Annotated in this window: 15 protein-coding genes; 12 read left to right on the forward strand and 3 right to left on the reverse strand. The window is 61.4% G+C overall.

The genetic code is table 11. From position 1 onward, the window contains the following. Window positions 1-159 precede the first annotated feature (159 nt). The 3 genes from ACYVGC_RS23125 to ACYVGC_RS23135 form a co-directional block, all read right to left on the reverse strand. Window positions 160-750 (reverse strand): RNA polymerase sigma-70 factor, encoded by a 591-nt coding sequence (locus tag ACYVGC_RS23125; protein WP_460586212.1) that lies wholly within the window; start codon window positions 748-750, stop codon window positions 160-162. Between the two features lie 321 nt (window positions 751-1,071). Continuing rightward, window positions 1,072-2,178 carry a glycoside hydrolase 5 family protein gene (locus ACYVGC_RS23130; RefSeq protein ID WP_460586213.1) on the reverse strand — a complete coding sequence of 369 codons (1,107 nt, stop codon included), beginning with the start codon at window positions 2,176-2,178 and terminating at the stop codon, window positions 1,072-1,074. A 121-nt stretch (window positions 2,179-2,299) separates the two neighbouring features. Beyond that, entirely contained in the window at window positions 2,300-3,358 is a 1,059-nt protein-coding gene (locus ACYVGC_RS23135) for a LacI family DNA-binding transcriptional regulator (RefSeq protein ID WP_460586214.1), read from the reverse strand. A gap of 174 nt (window positions 3,359-3,532) precedes the next feature. On the opposite strand from ACYVGC_RS23135, the gene ACYVGC_RS23140 reads away from it, so the two are divergent. The 12 genes from ACYVGC_RS23140 (at window position 3,533) to ACYVGC_RS23195 (ending at window position 18,988) form a co-directional block, all read left to right on the forward strand. After that, window positions 3,533-4,603 carry a glycoside hydrolase family 43 protein gene (locus ACYVGC_RS23140; protein WP_460586215.1) on the forward strand — a complete coding sequence of 357 codons (1,071 nt, stop codon included), beginning with the start codon at window positions 3,533-3,535 and terminating at the stop codon, window positions 4,601-4,603. 279 nt (window positions 4,604-4,882) lie between these two features. Further along, window positions 4,883-5,365: a division/cell wall cluster transcriptional repressor MraZ gene (gene mraZ / locus ACYVGC_RS23145; RefSeq protein ID WP_460586216.1), complete on the forward strand. Its 483-nt coding sequence runs from the start codon at window positions 4,883-4,885 to the stop codon at window positions 5,363-5,365. Then, a complete protein-coding gene (gene rsmH, locus ACYVGC_RS23150) occupies window positions 5,362-6,303 on the forward strand; it encodes a 16S rRNA (cytosine(1402)-N(4))-methyltransferase (RefSeq protein WP_460586217.1) in 942 nt (313 codons plus the stop codon). The genes mraZ and rsmH overlap by 4 nt, the downstream gene beginning before the upstream one ends. A 4-nt stretch (window positions 6,304-6,307) precedes the next feature. Beyond that, entirely contained in the window at window positions 6,308-7,291 is a 984-nt protein-coding gene (locus tag ACYVGC_RS23155; protein WP_460586218.1) for an FtsL-like putative cell division protein, read from the forward strand. Continuing rightward, window positions 7,275-9,857 (forward strand): penicillin-binding transpeptidase domain-containing protein, encoded by a 2,583-nt coding sequence (locus ACYVGC_RS23160; RefSeq protein ID WP_460586219.1) that lies wholly within the window; start codon window positions 7,275-7,277, stop codon window positions 9,855-9,857. The genes ACYVGC_RS23155 and ACYVGC_RS23160 overlap by 17 nt, the downstream gene beginning before the upstream one ends. After that, the gene (locus tag ACYVGC_RS23165) at window positions 9,854-11,326 is read left to right on the forward strand and encodes a Mur ligase family protein (protein ID WP_460586220.1); all 1,473 of its coding nucleotides are present in this window, start codon (window positions 9,854-9,856) and stop codon (window positions 11,324-11,326) included. The genes ACYVGC_RS23160 and ACYVGC_RS23165 overlap by 4 nt, the downstream gene beginning before the upstream one ends. 125 nt (window positions 11,327-11,451) lie before the next feature. Further along, window positions 11,452-12,672 (forward strand): phospho-N-acetylmuramoyl-pentapeptide-transferase, encoded by a 1,221-nt coding sequence (gene mraY / locus ACYVGC_RS23170; protein ID WP_460586221.1) that lies wholly within the window; start codon window positions 11,452-11,454, stop codon window positions 12,670-12,672. Window positions 12,673-12,758: 86 nt separating this feature from the next. Then, window positions 12,759-14,135: a Mur ligase family protein gene (murD, locus tag ACYVGC_RS23175; RefSeq protein ID WP_460586222.1), complete on the forward strand. Its 1,377-nt coding sequence runs from the start codon at window positions 12,759-12,761 to the stop codon at window positions 14,133-14,135. Between the two features lie 20 nt (window positions 14,136-14,155). Beyond that, window positions 14,156-15,355 carry an FtsW/RodA/SpoVE family cell cycle protein gene (locus ACYVGC_RS23180; RefSeq protein WP_460586223.1) on the forward strand — a complete coding sequence of 400 codons (1,200 nt, stop codon included), beginning with the start codon at window positions 14,156-14,158 and terminating at the stop codon, window positions 15,353-15,355. A 130-nt stretch (window positions 15,356-15,485) separates the two neighbouring features. Beyond that, a complete protein-coding gene (gene murG, locus ACYVGC_RS23185; protein WP_460586224.1) occupies window positions 15,486-16,574 on the forward strand; it encodes a UDP-N-acetylglucosamine--N-acetylmuramyl-(pentapeptide) pyrophosphoryl-undecaprenol N-acetylglucosamine transferase in 1,089 nt (362 codons plus the stop codon). Window positions 16,575-16,714: 140 nt separating this feature from the next. Then, a complete protein-coding gene (gene murC, locus ACYVGC_RS23190; protein WP_460586225.1) occupies window positions 16,715-18,103 on the forward strand; it encodes a UDP-N-acetylmuramate--L-alanine ligase in 1,389 nt (462 codons plus the stop codon). A 126-nt stretch (window positions 18,104-18,229) separates the two neighbouring features. After that, window positions 18,230-18,988 carry a cell division protein FtsQ/DivIB gene (locus ACYVGC_RS23195; RefSeq protein WP_460586226.1) on the forward strand — a complete coding sequence of 253 codons (759 nt, stop codon included), beginning with the start codon at window positions 18,230-18,232 and terminating at the stop codon, window positions 18,986-18,988. The last annotated feature ends 65 nt before the right edge of the window (window positions 18,989-19,053 follow it).

Below are 19,053 nucleotides of genomic sequence, written 5' to 3' on the forward strand. Positions count from 1 at the left end.
CGGAGCCTAGGAACTCCGCTCGCTGCTTACTGGCTCGTTTTCTTTTGGGTTAGCCCCAATTCCTAACACCCTCTAAGACTGAAAACTAGTTCCCCTTCTCCTTTTCGGAGACTCTGCGCTTCAAGCAGATGCGGCGCACGCGGAGGGCGACTCGTCCCCTCACTTCTTACCCAGCGCCAGCATCAGCAGCACCCCCAGCACCCCGCCGCCATGCAGGTTGAAGTACTTGCGCAATGTTTTGAGCGCCTGCATAATATGCGCCTCCACCGTTTTGACTGATACGCCCTGGCGCTCGGCAATTTCGGGGTAGGAGAGGCCCTGCTGCCGGCTCAGCTCGAAGGCCTCGCGCTGGCGGGGCGGCAGGCGGTTGAGGGCGGCCAGGTAAAGGGCCTCCATTTCCTGGTACTCGGCCTCGTTGGCCACGCTGGCGGGGCTGGTGGCGGCCACCTCGCCGTGCAGGCGCAGGTGGTGCTGGTCGCGCCGCAGCTCGTTGAGCACCGCGTGGTGGGCCGTAGTAAAGAGGTAGCCCTTCAGCGGCACATCGTCGCGCAACTGCTCGCGCTTTTCCCAGACTTTGATAAAGCACTCCTGCACAATCTCCTCGGCGGCCGGCCGCGACTTCAAGTAGCTGAAGGCGAAGCGGTAAACCAGCGCGCTGTAGTGCCGAAACAGCGCGTCGAACGCCCGTTCGTCGTCCAGTTTCAGGCGGCGCAGGCAGTCCGGTTCCGAAAAAGGGGTGGGAGTGGGCAAGGGGGAGTGGTTAAATTATCTCGAAAATTAATAGAAAACTTGCGGAGTATAATACAATGGTAACGCCCAGCTAATGGCCGCTAGCGGGTAGCAAGGTATTGTAACATACCCAAATACCGATACTGCCGGCCCTGGCCCCTGGGCCGTGCGCGCCGGCCAGGCATAAAAAAGAGCTTACCTGGCCTTCTCCCAAAGGAGTAAGGTCAGCATAAGCTCCTTTTCAGCGCCTGGCCGGGTATATAACGCTACGGGTCGGTCGGCTACCAGTTTCCGGTCAGGCACCGGCAACTACCTCCGCCCTAAAGCCGATTAGTTAGTTAGTTAGTTAGCATTCAGTTTTTTAATGAAGTCAACCTCGTCCTGATGATACGGGGTGCCGTCTTTCCGAAACACCTCGTGAAACCACTCACTGGGCTCCGAGCTATCGGCCAGGGGGGTGTCCCAGGCGTATTTGGTGTTGGTTTTGCCATCGACCAGGCCCCAATTGATGGCGGCCACGTGGTATTTCTTTAGCAGGGGTAAGATGTTGATAAAGCGCGAGTTGCGGGGGCGGGCCATGTACTCGGTGCACAGCACGGGCCGGCCGTGGGTCACCAGCAGCTCGATAACGCGCTGGTGGGCCGGGGCTTCGTCGTAGTCGTGGTAGGTAATCACGTCGGAGTGTAGGGCCTGGAACGTGTTGAGGGCCGCAAACCCCCAGTTCCAGAGGCCGGAGCTGAGGGGCTGCTCGGGGGCGGCGGCGCGGGCCCAGGCAAAGGTGTTGCGCAGTAGCGGCAGCGAGGCCACACCCTTGTCCGAGTTACCGGGCTCGTTATACAAGTCCCAGAGCAGCACGCGCTTATCGTGCCCAAAGCTGGTGAGTACGTCGGTGACGTAGGGCCGCAGCTGCATAAACGTGGCCGAGTCGCGCGAGGCGGGGTCGCCGGGGTCTTGCAGCCACCCCGAGTTGTGAATGCCGGGCTTGGGCGCGGGCTGCGGGCCCACCTGCCCGGTCTTGTTCCAGCAGTCGTCAAACAGCACAAAAATGGTCTGGATGTGGTGCTTGTCGGCCAAAGCCAAGTAGTCATTCACCCGCTTTTTGAAGCCCGCCGGGTCCTGCTTCCAGGCCAAATCGTGCAGGAAAACCCGCATGGTGTTGAAGCCGATGCCCGCGGCCCAGCCCAGCTCCCGGTCGATGGTGGTGGGGTCGAAGGTGGCGGCCTGCCACATTTCGAGTTGGTTGATGGCAGTGCTGGGAATGAAGTTGGCACCCGTCATCCAGGGGTGGGCGCTGTACCAGGCATTGGCCTTGGCGGCGGGCCAGCGGACGTCTGGGCTCGTGGCCAGCGCGGGCGCGCCGCCCTTGGTTTTGGTTTTTACTTTTTGGGCCTGGGTGGCCGGAGCCCCGAGCAGGGTCAGGGCCAGCAGCAGTAGCGAAAGTTTCTTCATGCAATGGGTGGGAAAGGAGATGGACGAGCGCAACCCAGCGCGGGCGGCTAGCAACCGGACTAAATGTAGCGGAGAATGCGCAATCGATTGTGCAGCTTCGGCTGGCCTTCGCCCCAGGCTGCTACGCTGGCCCGCTTTCAGCGTGGATGGCGGGCGGCCCCAGGCGCAGCGACGAGGCGCGCACGCACAGCTCGGGCTGCAACACCACGTGGCGCGGCGCGGCGGGTGGCCCCGGCGCGGCCAGCAGTTGCAGCAGCAGCCGCGTGGCCGATTGCCCCATCAGCTCGCAGTGCTGGTCGATGGACGTGAGCAGGGGCGTGGTCAGGCGCGCAAACAGCTCGTTGCTGAAGCCCACCAGGCCCACGTCTTCCGGCACGCGCAAGCCCTGCGCGCTCAACGCCTGCAAGGCTCCGGCCGCCGCAAAGTCGCTGGCCGAAAAGATGGCGTCGGGCGGCTGGGGCAGCGCCAGCAGCTGATGCATGGCGGCGCGGCCATCCGCCATTTCCATGTCGCCCACCACGGTGAGGGCAGCTTCTACGGGCAGGCCATGCTCGCGCAGGGCATCTTCGTAGCCCAGGCGGCGCAGCCGGTAAATGTTGAGGTGCTGAGGCCCGCCCAGGTGCGCAATGCGGCGGTAGCCCTGCTCCAGCAGGTGCCGGGTGGCTTGGTAGCCGCCCACGCGGTCGTCGAGCACCACCGCGTTCACGTCGAAGCCGTTGAGGATGCGGTCGAAAAAAACCAGCGGAATATCGCGCGCCCGGACTTTTTCGAAGTGCTGAAAATCGTGGGTAGTGCGCGACAGCGACACCATAATGCCCTCCACTTGCGCGTTTATCAGGGTTTCGAGGTTGTCGCGCTCGTGCACCACGTCTTCGTTCGACTGGCAGATGAGCACGTGGTAGCCCGCCTGGCTGGCGGCGGCCTCAATGCCCTTCACCACCTGCGAAAAGAAATTGCCGTCGATATGCGGTACTACCACGCCCAGCAGGTTGCTGCGGCCCCGGCGCAGGCCCGCCGCCAGGGCATTAGGTTGGTAGCCAAGCTGTTGGGCAAGTTGCCCAACTTGCTGGCGGGTGGCCTGGCTGATGGCGCGGTGCCCGCTCAGGGCCCGCGAAACCGTCGAAACCGAGAGGTTGAGCTGCCGAGCCAGGTCCTTGAGGGAAACGCGTTTGTGGGCCACGAACGGGGAGGGAATAAAGCGGGCGAGTGCTTGGGTGCGGCAAAGGTGGCACATAATAGAGGCTTGCAAACGTTTGCGCCCGGTAGGTGAGGGCCGCGCCGCGCCGTTGCCGGAGGCCACCTTTGCGGACGTGGCCCCGGCAGCGCGTTTATTTGCCAGCCTAGCCACCCACTCATGCCCACTCGTCGTCACTTTCTCACGGGCTCGGCCACAGGCCTGGCTTTGCTTGCCATGCGCGTCCCTACTGCTGCCGCGGCGGCCCGCACCTACACCAACCCCGTCGTGGCCCGCGACTTCCCCGACCCCTTTGTGCTGCGCCACGCGGGGCGCTACTACGCCTTTGGCACCACTGGCCGGGGCCGCACGCTCGACGGCCGCGTGTTTACCCTGCTCACCTCCGATAACCTGGTGAACTGGCAACCGGCGGGCGGGGCCCTCACGCCGCCGCCCGGCACCGCGGAATTCGACTTTTGGGCCCCCGAAGTGGTGCTGCACGCGGGCACCTTCTATATGTATTACTCGCGGGGCGGCGGGGCCATTGGGGCCACCGTGGGCCACCAGCTGCGCGTGGCCACCAGCGCCCGCCCCGAAGGCCCCTACACCGAGGTAGCCGCCCTGCCCGTGGCCGACAGCCAGTTTACCATCGACGCCCACGCTTTTCAAGATGTTGATGGCCAGTGGTATTTGTTTTACGCCCGCGACTTCACCGACACCGACGATGGCTATTACCCCGGCACCGGCCTGGTGGTAGATAAGCTGCTGAGCATGACCCAGCTGGCCGGCCAGCCCCGCACCGTGCTGCGCGCCCGCCACGCCTGGACGCTCTTCGAAGCCAACCGCCGCATGCCGCTCTACGGCAACCGCACCTTTGCCCAGTGGCACACCCTGGAAGGCCCCTTCGCGCGCCGCCACGCGGGTAAATACTACTGCTTTTTCAGCGGCGCTAACTTCCTCACCGACCGCTACGGCGTCGATTATTGCGTGGCCGACCATCCCCTGGGCCCCTACGCCGACTCGGGCTCCGATGCCGGGGCGCGGGTGCTGCACGCGGTGCCCGGCCACGTGCGCGGCCCCGGCCACCACTCGCATACCCTCAGCCCCGACGGCCGCACCGAGTATCTCGTTTACCATGCCTGGAACGCCGCCATGACCGAGCGCCAGCTCTGCATCGACTCCCTGGCCTGGACCGCGCAAGGCCCCCGCTGCCAGGGCCCTAGCTACACGCCCCAGCCCCGGCCGCAGTAGCCGGTCAAGGCTTTAGTCAGCTGATTTATGCAACATTGTTTCGCTTAAAATAAAAGTGAATCAGCCAGGAATCCGAGCGGGCGCAACTTGGCAAAATGCCGAAATCAGGGCTATATTAACAACGCAACAACGTTTCATAATTAATAAAAACTTGCTCTGTGCATTACTGAAGCCCTTTTGGGCCTGTGGTAGAAAGTGGTAGAAAGTGGCGGCTTTTTTGAAAGGGTCCGTACTTTTGTTACCTAGCCGCGGCTGCTGCCTAGCCTGGCCTTTTCTCCCATGCAACAGCTCCTGTCCGGCGAATACGACTGCAAGCTCGACCCGAAGGGGCGGCTGGTGCTGCCGGCCAAGGTGAAAAGCGCCCTGCCCGATGCCTTCGCCAACCAGCTAGTGCTGGTGCGCGGCTTCGAGCCCTGCCTGGTGCTGTACCCGCGCTCGGCCTGGGACCTGATTCACGCCAAAGTCACTGCCCTCGACGAGTTCAACGAGGAGTACCGGCAGTTTCAGCGCAATTTTTTGCGGGGCATGACGGAGGTGGAGCTCGATAGCATTGGCCGCTTTGGCCTGCCGGGCTCCATGCGCCGCTACGCCGGCCTCGAAAAAGACGCCGTCATCGTGGGCCTCGGCAACCGCTGCGAAGTGTGGGACCCCACCCGCTACGACGACTACCTTATCAAGGACCAGCAGGCCTTTTCCAAGCTGGCCCAGAAGTTCTTGTCGGACACCCCCGAAACGCCGGCTCTGCCCGGCCTGGCCGCATGAGCACCTACCCCAACGATACCGCCTACCACCGCCCCGTAATGCTGGCCGAATGCCTGGCCGGCCTCGACCTCGTGCCCGGCGGCCGCTACGTCGATGTGACTTTTGGCGGCGGCGGCCACTCGGCCCGCATCCTGGAACAACTGCCTGAGGGTCATTTGTATAGCTTCGACCAGGATGAGGCTGCTGAGCGCCAGTCGGTGGCCCTGGCCCGGCCGCAGTTCACCTTCATTCGGGCCAATTTTCGGCAACTCACCGCCGAGCTAGCCCAGCGCGACGCGCTACCGGTCGATGGCCTGCTGGCCGATTTGGGCGTGTCGTCGCACCAGTTCGACACCGCCGAGCGCGGCTTCAGCACCCGCTTCGACGGCCCGCTCGACATGCGCATGGACCCGCACGACAACAGCGTGGCCACCGCCGCCGACGTGCTCAACGATTACGACGAGGCCGCGCTGCACCGCATTTTCGGCATGTATGGCGAGGTCACCAACGCCCGCACGCTGGCCGCCACCGTGGTGCAGGCCCGCCGCCAGCGTCAGTTGCGTACCATTCAGGAGCTCAAGCAGGCCATTCAGCCCGTGGTAGCCCGCGGCAAGGAGAATAAATACCTGGCGCAAGTATTTCAGGCTCTGCGTATTGAAGTAAACGACGAGCTGACCGCCCTGCAGGAAATGCTGACCCAAACGGCCCAGGTGCTACGCCCCGGCGGCCGGCTGGTCGTCATGAGCTACCACTCCTTAGAAGACCGGCTGGTGAAGAATTTCCTCAGCCAGGGCAAGTTTTTCGGCCAGGCCGAGAAGGACTTGTACGGGCGCACGGCCCTGCCTTTTGAGTCGCTCACGCGCAAGCCCACCGAGGCCTCGGCCGAGGAAGTAGCCGAAAACAGCCGCGCCCGCAGTGCTAAGCTGCGCATCGGCGTTCGTACCTCTATTCCTGCGTAAGTATATGGCCGGTAATACGATACGCCCCAATACGGCTGGCCCGCCCCGTGCCAATACCCTGCGGCCCCCGCGCGTGCCCGAGCCTGCGCCCGCGGAGGTGCCCGCCGCCGTGGTGCCGCCGCTGGCGGCCGAGCCTGCGCCGCCCGCCCAGCCCCAGCCCGCCGCACCCAAAAAGGCGGCCAAGCCCGCCCCGGCCCCGGCCGTCGAATACGTCGCGCCCGCCTGGGAGCGCCACGAGGGCGTGTCGGCCACCGGCTGGAGCTTGTTTTCGCTGCTCGACCGCTTCACCGGCCTCGACGGGCTGTTTCGGGAGGGCCTGCCGGTGCGCTTTTTGCCCAAAATGCTGTTCGTGATGCTGCTCACGCTGCTCTACATCGGCAACACGCACTACGGCAACCGCATGAACCGTAACATCCAGCGGCTCAAGCTGGAAACCGAGGACTTGCGCGCCGACTACACCACGCTGTCGTCGGACTACATGGAGGCCAGCAAGCAGAGCGAGGTAGCGCGCAAGGTGGCGGCTATCGGGTTGATAGAAAGCTCGTCGCCGCCCTTCCGCATCGCCATTCCGGCCGGCCGCCTTGACCAGGCCGAGCTGGAAACCATGCCCGTGCTCACCGCCGATACGCTGGCCGCCCGCGCCGCCCGCGATTCTATCGCGTCCGTGCGCGCCGATTCTATTCAGGGTCGCGCCCGCCGCCAGGAGCTGGGCCTAACTGACGATGACACGCCGGAGCTGGGCGCGCCGCCGCCCGGCGTAGCGCCCGAGGAAGCCGGCGCAACTGGGGAGGATACTGACCTGGAAAACAACGAGATAACTGGCAAGAATAAAAAGACGCCTTCCCGCGTTACTAGCGAAAAGGGTACAAAAAAGTCTAAAACGGTCCAATCAACTATCCGAAGTGCGGCCCCTAAGAAGGCAGCTTCTGCTAAATCATCCTCCCGCAACCAGAAATCAGACTCCCAAAACCATGAAAGGCAGCGTTAAGAAATCCATCGTCACGCGGGTGCGGCTCGCGTTTCTGGGGGTGGCGCTGTTTTCGTGCGCCGTGGCCTGGAAAATCTCGCGCATTCAGTACCAGGAGGGCGCCAAGTGGCGCGCCCTGGAGCAGGAGCGCCGCATCAGTTACCAGCCGGTGCCGGCCACGCGGGGCAATATCTTTTCGGATGATGGCAAGAGCATCATGGCCACCTCGCTGCCCTTCTACCGGGTGGCTTGGGACCCCGGCGTGGTCGAGGATGGCCTGTTCAAGGCCAACGTGGATTCGCTGGCCATTCACCTGGCCCATTTCTTCCAGGACCGCAGCGTGGCGGAATACCGCCGCAAGCTGATAGAGGCCCACAACGGCCACGAGGTGCGCTACATCCGGCTGAACTCGCGGCAGATTAACTTCCAGGAAAAGAAGGAGTTCGCTACCTGGCCCATCTTCCGGGCCAAGCGCAAGGGCGGGGTTATTTTTGAGAAAGTAGACAAGCGTTTCCGGCCCTTCGGCGGGCTAGCCCAGCGTACGGTGGGCTTTGTGAACGAGGACAACAACGGCGCGGGCCTGGAATTCACGTTCCAGAAAAAGCTGTCGGGCCGGGCCGGCGAGGCGCTGTTTGAGCGCGTGCCGGGCGGCCTCAAGCCCGTGTACGACGGCACCGAAATCAAGCCCCAGCCGGGCTTCGATGTGAAAACCACGCTCGACATCAACTTGCAGGACGGGGCCGAAGACGCCCTTTACAAAGCCCTGATAGCCAACGATGCCAAGTACGGCTGCGTGATTTTGATGGAGGTTAAAACCGGCGAAATCAAGGCCGTGGCCAACCTCGGCAAAACCGCCGACGGCACCTACAAGGAGGACTACAACTACGCCTTTGCCGACCAGGGCCGCACCGAGCCGGGCTCGACCTTCAAGCTGGCCTCGCTGATGGCCGTGATGGAGGCCGACCCCAGCTTGCAGCTCGACGACATCGTGGATACCGGCCCCGGCCGCATGCTCATCGGCGGGGCCGTGAAAACGGACTCGCACGCCAACGGCCGCATCACGGTGCAGCAGGTGTTTGAGAAGTCGAGCAACATTGGGGTGGCGCGGCTGGTGCAGGAGCATTTTTCAAGCAACCCCAGCCACTACACCGACTACCTCAAGCGCTTCGGGCTCGACAAGCCGCTGGGTTTTCAGATGAACGGCGAAGCGCTGCCCTACGTGAAGGACCCGCGTGACCGCAGCTGGAGCCGCACCTCACTCTCAACCATGGCCATCGGCTACGAGCTGAAGCTGGCGCCGCTCCAAACGCTGGCCTTCTACAACGCCGTGGCCAACGGCGGCGTGAAGGTGGCGCCCATGATTGTGCGCGAAATCAAGCAGGCCGACCAGGTAATTGAGCATTTCGACACGCAGGTGCTGAACCCCAAAATCTGCTCCGATGCCACGCTACGCAAGCTGCACGCCATGCTGGAAGGCGTGGTGCTGGAAGGCACCGCCAAGGCCATTCGGCCCAAAGACTACAGCATTGCCGGCAAAACGGGCACTGCTTGGAAGTTCAAGAATGGCCAGTACACGAAGACGTATTCGACCAGCTTCTGCGGCTTTTTCCCGGCCGACAAGCCCAAGTACAGCTGCATTGTGGTGATTGACTCGCCCAGCAAGGGCCGCATCTACGGCGGCGACGTGGCCGCCCCGGTGTTCCGCGACATCGCCGACCGCTGCATGGCCCGCGACCAGGCCAGCCAGCGCCCCATGCTGGCGCGGGTGCCCGCCCGGCGCACGCCCGTGCCGCTGGTGCGAGCAGGCTTGCAGCAGGAAATCGCCCTGGTGTGCGACCGCATCGGCCTGCCCGGCCAAACGCGCGCTACCGGCGGCGAAGAGTGGGTGCGCGCCACCCGCGCCACCGACACGGCCTTCGTAGCCCGCACCGTGTCGCTGCGCCCCGATGCCAGCGTGGCCCACCCCGGCCGCATGCCCGACGTGCGCGGCCTCACCCTGCGTGACGCGCTGTTCCTGCTCGAAAATCGGGGCCTTAAAGTGCAGGCCAGCGGCACCGGCCGCGTGCGCGAGCAGTCGGTAGCGCCCGGTGATCCCGCCCGGCGCGGCCTCGTAGTGGGCCTGATGCTCACGCCCACCGCCACGGTAGCCGCCGCGCCCATCGCCCTGCCTGCCCCCGACCATACCGAGATTGCCGAGAACACGCTGCTGATTCCGGCCGAGCCGGGCATCCGCACCAAAACGACCAAACCGGCCGCCAAACCCGCCTCGGCCAAAACCGCTAAGCCGGCTGCTGCTAAGCCAGCCCCGACGGCCGCCAAGTCGGACGCCGATGATGAAGATGTTTCGGCTAAGGCAACTTCAAAAGCCTCTAAATCATCTAACAAGCCAGAAGATAAATCCAAGAAGCCGGCCTCAACTAAGAAGCCGGATATCCGCACGACTCAGCGAACCTCAGCGCCTTCCTCAGCGCCCTCTGCAAGAACCTCGTCTGCTAAGGCGAGCAAGTCGGGAGCTTCGACTGCCAAATCGGGCCCGTCAACCGCCAAGTCGGGAGCTTCGGCTACCAAAACCAAGAAATCCGCATGAGTACGCTGCCCCTCTTCGCCCTGCTAACGGACCTTGACGTGCTCGCCCAACACGGCAACCCCGACGCGCCCGTGGCCGGCCTCACCCTCGACTCGCGGCAGGCCGGGCCGGGTATGCTGTTCTGCGCCCTGCGCGGCACCGCCACCGACGGCCACAAGTTTATCGAAAAAGCGGTGCAGCAGGGCGCGGCCGTCATCATCTGCGAAGAGCTGCCCGCCGAGCTGAACCCCGCCACCACCTACGTGCAGGTGGCCAACAGCGCCGCCGCGCTCGGGCCCATTGCCAGCGCGTTCTACGGCCACCCGTCGCGCCAGCTCACGTTGGTGGGCATCACGGGCACCAATGGCAAAACTACCTGCGCCACGCTGCTGCACAAGCTGTTGCGCGAGCTAGGCTACCACGCCGGCCTACTAAGCACGGTGCAGAATCAAATTGACGAAACCGTTATTCCGAGCACGCATACCACGCCCGACGCCGTTCGGCTCAACGAGTTGCTGGCTAATATGGTAGCTGCGGGTTGCACCCACGCCTGCATGGAGGTGAGCAGCCACGCCGTGGCCCAGCATCGCATTGCGGGCCTGCGCTTTGCGGGTGGCGTGTTCACCAACCTCACCCACGACCACCTCGACTACCACGGCACCTTCGACAACTACCTGAAGGCCAAAAAAGGCTTTTTCGACGCGCTGCCCAAAACCGCCTTCGCTCTCACCAACGCCGACGACAAGCGCGGCCCGGTGATGCTGCAAAACACGGTTGCCCACCGCGCCACTTACTCGCTGCGCACGGCCGCCACCTACCGCGCCCGCCTGGTAGCCAACGAGATGCATGGCCTGCTGCTGGAACTCGATGGCCAGGAAGTCCACTTCCGCCTCATCGGCGTGTTCAACGCCTACAACCTGCTGGCTGTGTACGGCGCGGCCGTACTGCTAGGCGAAGACCCCACCGAGGCCCTCACCATCCTCTCAGGCCTCACCACCGCGCCCGGCCGCTTCGAGCCGGTAACGGTGCCGGGCCAGGCCATCACCGGCCTCGTGGACTATGCCCATACGCCCGACGCGCTCGAAAACGTGCTCCAAACCCTGCACCAAATCCGCCGCCCCGAGCAGCGCATTATTACGGTGGTGGGCTGCGGCGGCAACCGCGACGCGGCCAAGCGCCCCATCATGGCGCGGCTGGCTGCCCAGCTCTCCGACCAGGTTATCCTCACTTCCGACAACCCCCGCGACGAAGACCCGCTCGCCATTCTAGCCCAGATGCAGGCCGGCATCCTGCCGCCCGCCGATGCCCACGCCCAACTCATTGCCGACCGCCGCCAGGCCATTCGGGCCGCCGTGGCCCTGGCCCGCCCCGGCGATATGGTGCTGGTGGCCGGCAAAGGCCACGAAACTTATCAGGAAGTCAAAGGAGTGAAATCGCCCTTCGACGACCGCGAAGAACTGCGCGCCGCGTTACTGGCAATCGAAAAATAAACACCATGAACCGCTCGTCATTGCGAACCTGCGAAGCAATCGTACCCGCATGACACCCGAACGATTTCGTTCAGATGCGATTGCTTCGCAGGCTCGCAATGACGAACGGCTCATAATCTGATACCATGCTCTATTACCTCTTTCGCTACCTGCACGAACACTTTCACATCCCGGGCACGGGCGTGTTCCAATACACGACCTTCCGCGCCGGGCTGTCGGTGATTGTGTCGCTGCTCATTGCCCAGATTTTTGGCGGCCGGCTCATCAAAGTGCTGCAAAAAAAGCAGGTCGGCGAAAGCATCCGCGACCTGGGCTTGCAGGGGCAGCTCGACAAAAAAGGTACGCCTACCATGGGCGGCCTCATCATTCTGCTGGCCATTCTGGTGCCAGTATTGCTGTTTGCCCGCCTGCGTAACATCTACATTATCTTGATGTTACTAAGCACGGTGTGGCTGGGGTTAATTGGCTTCCTGGACGACTACATCAAGGTATTTCGCAAAAACAAGGAGGGCTTGAGTGGCCGCTTCAAGATACTGGGCCAGGTGGGCCTGGGCATCACGGTGGGGTGGGTGCTGTTTTTTAGCGATGAAATCACCATTCGCCAATACGTAATGCCCAACGGCACGCTCTCGGAAATCGACGCCAGCAAAGTGTACCACGACGTGCACCTGATGATTACCACCGTGCCCTTCATGAAGAATAACGAGCTGAACTACGGCGATTTATTCGCCTCGGCGGGTACCGTATTCAACGGGCTCTACAGCATTCTCTACATCCCCATTGTCATCTTTCTGGTCACGGCTATCAGCAACGGGGCCAACCTTACTGATGGCCTCGACGGGCTAGCGGCCGGTACCTCGGCCATTATTGGGGTTACGCTGGCCATTTTCGCCTTCGTGAGCGGTAATGCGTTACTAGCTGACTACCTGGATGTTATGTTTATTCCCGATTCGGGGGAGCTAGTTATTTTCTGTACGGCCTTTGTGGGGGCTTGCGTGGGCTTTTTGTGGTACAACTCGTACCCGGCGCAGGTATTTATGGGCGATACCGGCTCGCTGGCGCTGGGCGGCATCATCACGGTGCTGGCCCTCATTGTGCGTAAGGAAATCCTCATTCCTATTCTGTGCGGCGTGTTTATTATCGAAAACCTGTCGGTAGTCGTGCAGGTGGGCTGGTTTAAATACACCAAGCGCAAGTATGGCGAAGGCCGCCGGCTGCTGCGCATGTCGCCACTGCACCACCACTACCAAAAGCTGGGCTACCACGAATCTAAAATTGTTTCCCGCTTCTGGATTGTGAGTATCATGCTGGCAATCATCACGTTGGTTACCCTGAAACTGCGCTAGCCTGTAGGGTAAGCTTTAGCTTGCCACCGTTAGCGCAAAGTAATTTATTTCCCAAAAAGGCAAGCTAAAGCTAACCCTACGCTGCAATGAATATCGTAATCCTCGGAGCCGCCGAAAGTGGCGTTGGTGCCGCCCTGCTCGCGCAAGCGAAAGGCCACACCGTGTTCGTGTCCGACCGCGGCGAAATCCAGCCCGCGTACAAGGCCAAGCTCACGCAGGCGGGCATCGAGTTTGAGGAAAATCAGCATTCGCTGCCCCGTATTCTGCAAGCTGATGAGGTAATTAAAAGCCCCGGAATCCCCGAGAAAGCGCTCGTTATCAAGGCTATTCGCGAGCAGAAAATCCCAATTCATTCCGAAATCGAGTTTGCCAGCCGCCACACCAAGGCGCGCTTTGTGGCCATTACCGGCACCAACGGCAAAACCACTACCACGCTACTCACCTACCACCTGCTGAAGGAAGCAGGCTTTAGCGTGGGCCTAGCCGGCAACATCGGCTACTCGCTGGCCGAGCAGGTGATGGCGGATAAATTTGAGTATTACGTGCTGGAGCTGAGTAGCTTCCAACTCGATGATATTCAAGATTTTCACCCCTGGATTGCGCTGCTGCTCAACATCACGCCCGACCACCTTGACCGCTACGAATATTCACTGGAGAAATACGCCGCTGCCAAGCTGCGCATTGCCGAAAACCTGGCCACCGACGACTACCTGATTTATAACGCCGACGACGAGAATATTGGGCGCTTCCTGGCCACGGCGTTTATGAGTGCCTTCACGCTGCCGTTTAGCCAGCACCACCGGCCCGATTACCACCTGGCCGCCTATTACCAGAACCAGACTACGCTGCGCATTCACCTGCCCATCGAGGACCGCCACCCCGATAAGGTGAGCATCGAAAACTCGCCGCTCATCGGCCAGCACAACCAGCAGAATATGGCGGCCGCCATCCTGGCCGCGCGCGTGGCCGGAGCCTCGCCCACCCAGATTGAGGCTGCCCTGGCTACCTTCCACAACGCCGACCACCGCCTGCAACTGGTGCGCGAGCTGAACGACGTGCAGTTTATCGACGACAGCAAGGCCACCAACGTGGAAGCCGCTTGGTACGCCCTCGACGGTATCAAGCGCTCCATCGTCTGGATTGCCGGCGGCACCGATAAGGGCAACGACTATGCCACCATTCTGCCGCTGGCCGAGCAAAAAGTGAAGGCCCTCATCTGCCTCGGCGTGGACAATACCAAGCTGCGCACCACCTTCGAAACTACGGTGCCCCACCTCGAAGAAACCCAAAGCATGGCCGACGCCGTGCAGCGCGCCGCTGCCCTCGCTACCCCCGGCGACGTGGTGCTGCTCTCGCCCTGCTGCGCCAGCTTCGACCTGTTCAAAAACTACGAAGACCGCGGCCGCCAGTTTGCCGCCGCCGTGCAGGCACTGGCCCCGGCCGAATCAGCGAAATCAGTTTAATCAGCGATAATCTGCGATTTATGGAAGCTCCTCACCGCCTCACCTGGCTCCAGCGCAACCTCAAGGGCGACCCCATTTTGTGGGCCATCGTTATTCTGTTTTCGCTCATCAGCATTGCCGTGGTTTACTCGGCCACCGGCACGCTGGCATACCGCAACGAGCTGCACGGCCGCAACGGCTCGGTCGAGATGATTGTGCTCAAGCACAGCAGCTTGATATTTATTGGTCTAGGCCTCATGTGGTTGGCTCACCGCATCGACTACCGACACTACTCGCGGTTGTCGCTCTACGCGCTGCTGTTGTCGGTGCCGCTGTTGCTTTTTACCTACCTCATGGGCGGCGAAACCAACGGGGCCTCGCGCTGGCTCACCATCCCGGTTATCAACCAAACGTTTCAGCCCTCCGACCTAGCCAAGCTGGCGCTTATCTCGCACCTGGCCAGCATGTTGAGCCGCCGCCAGCAGCACTTGCACGACTTCAAAAGCACGCTGCTGCCGGTAATGATTTGGGTAGGAGTTATTTGCGGCCTGATTGTATTGTCCAACGCCTCCACGGCGCTGCTCCTATTTTTAACCTGCCTGCTACTCATGTTCATCGGCCGCGTGCCGATGCGCCAAATGCTGGTGATGGTGGTCATTGGCGTGGTGCTGGGCGGGGCCGGCCTGGCCGCCGGGCAGCGCCTGGGCACGGTAGTATCGCGCATCACCAATTTCACCGACCACACCAAAAAAGTTGCCTTCCAGTCGGAGCACGCCTACATCGCCATTGCCACGGGTGGCCTCACCGGCAAAGGCCCCGGCAAAAGCACCGAGCGCAACATCATGCCGCACCCATACTCCGACTTTATCTACGCCATTATTATTGAAGAATACGGCATGATTGGCGGCTTGGTCGTGCTCTTCCTCTACCTCGCTTTTCTCTATCGAGGGCTCAAAACTGTGATGAATAGCCAGGGTGCATTTGGCGGCCTGCTTTCGGCCGGTCTGTGCTTTAGCCTGGTATTGCAAGCCATGGTGAATATGGGCGTGGCTGTAGGCCTGGGCCCGGTTACCGGCCTGCCGCTCCCCATGCTCAGTATGGGTGGTACTTCCTTGATATTCACCGGCTTAAGTGTCGGCATTATCCTGGCCGTAAGCCGTGGCGAGCGCGAAACCCGCCCAATGGCTGGCGAAGCCAGCGATACGCCCCGCATCCCCAGCAAGCGGGCGCAATATGCGTAAAATACATCTGTCATTGCGAGCCTGCGAAGCAGTTTTCTCTCCGTTAGGGTTGGTAATCCGCCGAAGCAAACGATAAGGAAAGATTGCTTCGCAGGCTCGCAATGACAAACGATTTTAACTGAATAAAAACATGAAATTTATCATCTCCGGTGGCGGCACGGGCGGGCACATTTTCCCGGCGGTGGCAATTGCGAATGAAATTCGGCGGCGGCAGCCCGACGCCGATATCTTGTTTGTGGGCGCCAACGGCCGCATGGAGATGACGCGCGTGCCCGAAGCTGGCTATCAGATTGTGGGCCTGGATATTACCGGCTTGCAGCGCCGCCTCACGCCCCAGAATATTCTGTTCCCGGTGCGGGTATTTCGCTCGGTGCGCCGGGCCGGTAAGTTAATTGAGCAATTTCGACCCGATGCCGTGGTGGGCGTGGGCGGCTACGCCTCTGCCCCGGTGCTGCTGGCCGCCACCTCGCGTACTATTCCGAGTCTCATTCAAGAGCAAAATTCGTACGCCGGCCTGGTTAATAAATTGCTGGGCCGCCGGGTGGGTAAAATATGCGTGGCTTACGAAGGCATGGATAAGTTTTTTCCAGCCAATAAAATCGTACTCACCGGCAACCCCGTGCGCGCCGAAATTGCCCACGGCGACCGCGCTGAAGCCCTGCATTTTTTCGGCCTCGACCCCACTAAGAAAACCTTGCTCGTAATCGGCGGCAGCCTCGGCGCCCGCACCCTCAACCTGGCTACCGCCGCCGCCCTGCCCCGCCTGCGCGAAGCCGGCGTGCAGCTGCTCTGGCAAACCGGCAAGCTCTACTTCCCCGAAGCCCAGCAGCAGGCCGCGCCCTACGCCGCCGCCCACCTGCAAGCGCTGGAATTTATCAAGCGCATGGACTTGGCTTACGCCGCCGCCGATGTAGTAGTGAGCCGCGCCGGCGCGCTCTCCGTATCAGAGCTTTGCCTCACGGGCAAGGCCAGCGTGCTAGTGCCCTCGCCCAACGTGGCCGAGGACCACCAAACCAAAAACGCCCTGGCCCTGGTGGGCAAAGGCGCGGCCGTGCTCATCATCGATGCCCACGCCGCCGCGCGCCTCTACGACGAAACCCTGCGCCTGCTCGCTGACCCCGAGCGGCAGCAGCAGCTCAGCGAGCGCGTGCGCGAATTGGCCCGCCCCGATGCCACCAAAGACATTGTGGATGAGCTGTTTAAATTAATCGGAAAATAGAATTAAATTAAAAAGAACGTCATGCAGACTGAAGGGAAGCATCTCGCTCACATCGCCGAACAATTGAGATTGCTACCCCATGCGAGATGCTTCCCTTCGGTCTGCATGACGTTCTTTTTCGGACCGGATACCACCAAATAATGCAGCAATTTCCCTACGTATTTTTCCTTGGCATCGGCGGCATTGGTATGTCGGCGCTGGCGCGTTGGTTTAAGTCCAATGGCCACCAGGTCAGTGGTTTCGATAAAACCGAAACCCCGCTCACGCTGGCTTTGCAGGCCGAAGGAATTGTCGTGCATTACGCCGATGCAGTGGAGAATATTCCGCTGGCAATTCGCGAGAATAAAGACCAGACGTTGGTGGTGCTCACGCCTGCCATTCCGGCCACCAGCTTGGAGTGGGCGTGGCTGCGCGCGCAGGGCTACGACATTCGCAAACGCAGCCAGGTGCTGGGCGTGCTCACCCAGGGCCGGCCTACCATTGCGGTAGCCGGCACCCACGGCAAAACTACTACCAGCAGCATGGTGGCGCATTTGCTGCACCACGCGGGCCTCGATGCGGGCGCATTCCTGGGCGGCATCGCCGTTAACCTGGGGTCAAATCTATTGCTGCCCCAAAGCCCCGCCGCGCCCGTGGTGGTGGAGGCCGACGAGTATGACCGCAGCTTCCTCACGCTGTACCCCGACGTGGCCATCGTTACGAGCACCGACGCCGACCACCTCGACATCTATGGCGAGCAAAGCGCCCTCATCGACTCATTTTGCCAGTTTGTGAGCCAGATAAAGCCCGGCGGCACGCTACTGCTTAACCACACCGCCGATGCCCGCGTGGCCGCCGCCGTGCCGCCTGGCACGCGGGTGCTGCGTTACGGGCTCACGGCCGCCGAAGGCCCCAATTTGTTTGCGGCGAATATTACCACCCAGGGCCATCAGTTTCACTTCGATTTGCACGGCCCCGAGGGCGTGGTAGCGGGGTTGGAACTGGCCGTACCGGGGTTTCACAACGTCGAAAATATGCTGGCGGCCGCGGCGGCCGCGCAATTATTTGGCGTCACGGCCGCGCAACTGCCTGAGGCCGTGGCTGCCTACCGGGGCGTGAAAAGACGTTTTGAATTTATCGTAACCGGGGCCGATAAAGTGTACGTAGACGACTACGCCCATCACCCCCGCGAAATAGAGGCCTTTCTGCACTCGCTGCGGGCGCTGTATCCGAATAAAAAAATCTGCGCCATTTTTCAGCCCCACCTATTTACCCGCACGCGCGATTTTGCGGAGGGCTTTTCGCAGAGCCTGAGCCTGGCCGACGAAGTCATATTACTAGACATTTATCCGGCCCGTGAGTTGCCCCTGCCGGGCATCACGGCGAGCATGTTATTACCCGCCATTACTTCAGCAGCTAAATCCTTGCAAACCAAGGCACAAGTGTTGGAATATGTGGAAAATAGACCTACTTTTGATATCCTGGCAACCGTGGGTGCTGGTGACATTGACACGCTGGTTCCGCAGCTAAAAAGAATCTTGGTTAACTAATAATTTCCTCAGATTCTCCCCAAAAAATACCCAACTATTTCGCTCCTGATTTCGGCCCCAAGAGCCAACCTCCAGCGCCATTCGAATTAGCGAAATCAGCGCAATCTGTCTAAATCTGCGATTTTTATGAATACCTCCGTCCGCAATCTGCTCGTCGCGCTTGCCTGCCTGTTGGGGCTAGGGGGCATGGCCGCGTTTGCGGCTTTTCGGCAGGCCCACCGCCCGGTGCAAGACATTGTGGTAAACGTGGCCAACGACGCCGATAATTACTTCATTAGCGAGCGCGGCGTGACGGCCCTGCTCACCAACGGCGGCAAGGAGCCGGTGATTGGTACTATGCCCGAAGGCCCCCGCCTGCGCGAGCTCGAAAATCGCCTCAAGGCGCATCCCTTCGTGCGTGATGCCCAAGTGTACCGCGACCTCTCGGGTACGCTGCACGCCGACATTCACCAGAACCGCCCCATTGCCCGCCTCGTGCACCCCGACGACCGCCTCGATGCCTACGTCGATGCCGAGGGCAAGCGCCTGCCGCTTTCGCCCCTCTACACGGCGCGGGTGGCCACGGTGAGCCGCGCCGGCGGCGGCACGCTCCCCAGTAATTTTTTTCAGGATAGCACCAGCCGCGGTTACCTAGATTTCCTGCGTTTCGTAGACGAACATCCGTTCTGGCGGGCGCAGGTGGCTGAAGTGTTTGTGGAGCCGGGCGGCAAGCTCAGCTTTACGCAGCAGGTTGGCGACCAGCGCATCGAGTTCGGCGCGCCGGACAATATTTCAGAGAAATTCGCCAAATTGATGGTATTTTACCGACAAATACCCTCGGTTTTGGGCTGGGATACGTACCATCGCGTCAACGTAGAATACCAAAACCAAATAATTTGCGAGTAGTAACTACTTGGCAATCATAAATCTATTTTTTACGTGTCTTGCTAACTAGTTTAGCTTCTGCTCTT

The organism is Hymenobacter arcticus (assembly GCF_054779975.1).

Bases quoted from the DNA above. Each gene is read 5' to 3' on its own strand.
- ACYVGC_RS23160 (WP_460586219.1), top strand. From the start codon at position 7,275: ATGAAAGGCAGCGTTAAGAAATCCATCGTCACGCGGGTGCGGCTCGCG.
- murD (WP_460586222.1), top strand. From the start codon at position 12,759: ATGAATATCGTAATCCTCGGAGCCGCCGAAAGTGGCGTTGGTGCCGCC.
- ACYVGC_RS23155 (WP_460586218.1), top strand. From the start codon at position 6,308: ATGGCCGGTAATACGATACGCCCCAATACGGCTGGCCCGCCCCGTGCC.
- ACYVGC_RS23140 (WP_460586215.1), top strand. From the start codon at position 3,533: ATGCCCACTCGTCGTCACTTTCTCACGGGCTCGGCCACAGGCCTGGCT.
- mraY (WP_460586221.1), top strand. From the start codon at position 11,452: ATGCTCTATTACCTCTTTCGCTACCTGCACGAACACTTTCACATCCCG.
- ACYVGC_RS23180 (WP_460586223.1), top strand. From the start codon at position 14,156: ATGGAAGCTCCTCACCGCCTCACCTGGCTCCAGCGCAACCTCAAGGGC.
- ACYVGC_RS23165 (WP_460586220.1), top strand. From the start codon at position 9,854: ATGAGTACGCTGCCCCTCTTCGCCCTGCTAACGGACCTTGACGTGCTC.
- ACYVGC_RS23195 (WP_460586226.1), top strand. From the start codon at position 18,230: ATGAATACCTCCGTCCGCAATCTGCTCGTCGCGCTTGCCTGCCTGTTG.
- murC (WP_460586225.1), top strand. From the start codon at position 16,715: ATGCAGCAATTTCCCTACGTATTTTTCCTTGGCATCGGCGGCATTGGT.
- rsmH (WP_460586217.1), top strand. From the start codon at position 5,362: ATGAGCACCTACCCCAACGATACCGCCTACCACCGCCCCGTAATGCTG.
- mraZ (WP_460586216.1), top strand. From the start codon at position 4,883: ATGCAACAGCTCCTGTCCGGCGAATACGACTGCAAGCTCGACCCGAAG.
- ACYVGC_RS23130 (WP_460586213.1), bottom strand. From the start codon at position 2,178: ATGAAGAAACTTTCGCTACTGCTGCTGGCCCTGACCCTGCTCGGGGCT.
- murG (WP_460586224.1), top strand. From the start codon at position 15,486: ATGAAATTTATCATCTCCGGTGGCGGCACGGGCGGGCACATTTTCCCG.